Below are 2,326 nucleotides of genomic sequence, written 5' to 3'. Positions count from 1 at the left end.
GCCAGCGTCTGCGCCTGGCGGGCGCCGCGCCGCTGGCACGGGGGCAGGAGCCGCCGCGCTGGCGGCCCTCGCGCCTGAACTCCCGCTACCGGCCGGCGCTGCGGCTGGCCGGGGCCGTGCTGCGCGGCTCCTCGCCCGAGCACCGGCCCGCCGGGGCCGAACCGCTCGCCGTGGACGGCTTCCTGCTGGACATGAACCGGCTGTTCGAGGACTTCGTGACCGTCGCCCTGCGCGAGGCCCTCGGGGAGCACGGCCTGACCGCGCGCCTGCAGGACCCCCACCACCTCGATGCCGCCGGCCTGGTGCGGATGCGCCCGGACCTCGTCGTGCGCGGCGGCGACGGCCGTACCCCGCTCGCCGTCGCCGACGCCAAGTACAAGGTCGCCCGGGAGAGCGGCGGGCCGCCCGGCTCCGACCTGTACCAGGCGCTGGCGTACGCCACCGTGCTCGGTCTGCGCGAGGCGCACCTGGTGTACGCGGGCGGGGCGCCGCCGGCGCGCTTCCACGAGGTGCGCGGTACGGCGGCGGGGCCGGACGGGCGGGGGGTGCGGCTGTACCGGCACGGCCTGGACATCTCGCGTGAGCCGGAGGAGATGCTGTCGGCCCTGCGGGAGATCGCCCGGCATCTGGCCGGCGCCGCCCCGCGCCCGTGACCGGCGAGGCGGCGCCGGGCGGCGCGGCCCGGACGGCGCGGCGGCATGGAACGGATCTCTGATTCGACGCGTGTCTATCTTGACGTCTGTCGATTCAGCATGGCAGGCTCCAGACATCGACGGAAATCGAAGCAGCGGTCCGCCGGGCCGCCCGTTCCCGTGGGGAGCCAACGCCATGAGTGCCCAGCAGTACCCGGTCGTCGTCATCGGGGCCGGCCCCGTCGGCCTGGCCGCCGCCGCCCATCTGACCGAACGCGGCATCGAACCGCTGGTCCTGGAGACCGGACCGGCCGCCGGCAGCTCGGTACGCCAGTGGGCCCACGTGCGGCTGTTCTCCACCTGGGGCGAGGTGATCGACCCGGCCGCCGAGAAGCTGCTCGCCCCCACCGGCTGGGTCCGGCCCGAGGCCACCGCCTACCCCACCGGCGGCGACTGGGCCGAGCACTACCTGAAGCCGCTGGCCGACGTGTTCGGCGAGCGGGTGCGCCACGGCGCCACCGTCACCGGCGTCTCCCGGACGGGGCGCGACCGCGTCGTGGACGCCGACCGCGAGAGCCGGCCCTTCACCGTCCACGTCCGCCACGCCGACGGCCGCGAGGAGCGCGTCCTGGCCCGCGCGGTCATCGACGCCTCCGGCACCTGGGCCACCCCGGGCCCGGCCGGCGGCGACGGCCTGCCCGCCCTCGGCGAGCACGCCGCGGCCGACCGCGTCACCTACCGCGTCCCCGACCTCACCGACCCGCAGGTGCGCGCCCGCCACGCCGGCAAGCGCACCGCCGTCATCGGCTCGGGCGCCTCCGCCTTCACCGCGCTGGCCTACCTGGCCGACCTCGCCCGCACCGAGGAGGGCAAGGGCACCCACGCCACCTGGATCCTGCGCCGCGGCATCTCCGGGAACACCTTCGGCGGCGGCGAGGCCGACCAGCTCCCCGCCCGCGGCGCCCTCGGGCTCGCCGCCAAGGCCGCCGTGGACGAGGGTTACGCCGACGCGGTCACCGGCTTCCGCACCCAGGCGATCGAGCGCGACGGCGACGGACGTCTGGTGCTGGCCGGGGAGGACGGGCGGCGGCTGGAGCCGGTGGACGAGGTCATCGTCCTCACCGGCTTCCGCCCCGACCTGTCCTTCCTGTCCGAACTGCGCCTGGGCCTGGACGAGCGCCTCCAGGCACCGGTGGCACTCGCCCCGCTGATCGACCCCAACGTCCACTCCTGCGGCACCGTCTACCCCCACGGCCACCGCGAGCTGTCCCACCCCGAACAGGGCGTCTACCTGGTGGGGATGAAGTCCTACGGCCGCGCCCCGACCTTCCTGGCCATGACCGGCTACGAGCAGGTCCGCTCCGTCGTCGCCGCCCTCGCCGGAGACACCGAGTCGGCCGACCGGGTGGAGCTGACCCTGCCCGAGACCGGGGTGTGCGGCGGCGCCGGCCTCTTCGACGCCCCCGAGGCGGCCGAGGACGACCAGGCCGGCGGAGGCTGCTGCGCCGCCCCCGCCCCGGAACTCGTCCAGCTCACCGCCGGCGCCACGGCCGAAGCCGCGCAGACCGACCAGACCGACCAGAGCGACCAGACCGACCAGACCGGCGCGGCCCCGGCCGGCGGCTGCTGCGGCGCGTGAGCGCCCCTCCCGGCCGCGGGGGGGGGGGGGGGGGGGGGGGGGGGGGGGGGGGGGG

General features: G+C 77.0%; 2 protein-coding genes. Both read left to right on the top strand.

What is annotated here, in order from left to right; all coding sequences use genetic code 11:
* On the top strand, positions 1 to 653 hold a 653-nt coding region (locus tag AC2CJA_RS26210; RefSeq protein WP_484605145.1), incomplete at its 5' end, for a 5-methylcytosine restriction system specificity protein McrC.
* Positions 654 to 828: 175 nt separating this feature from the next.
* The gene (locus tag AC2CJA_RS26205; protein ID WP_484605144.1) at positions 829 to 2,271 is read left to right on the top strand and encodes an FAD-dependent oxidoreductase; all 1,443 of its coding nucleotides are present in this window, start codon (positions 829 to 831) and stop codon (positions 2,269 to 2,271) included.
* Positions 2,272 to 2,326: the final 55 nt, after the last annotated feature.

This window comes from Streptomyces sp. ATLC9 (assembly GCF_057196705.1).
Note: the sequence above shows the minus strand (reverse complement) of the source record. Positions and strands in the feature narration are given on the sequence as shown.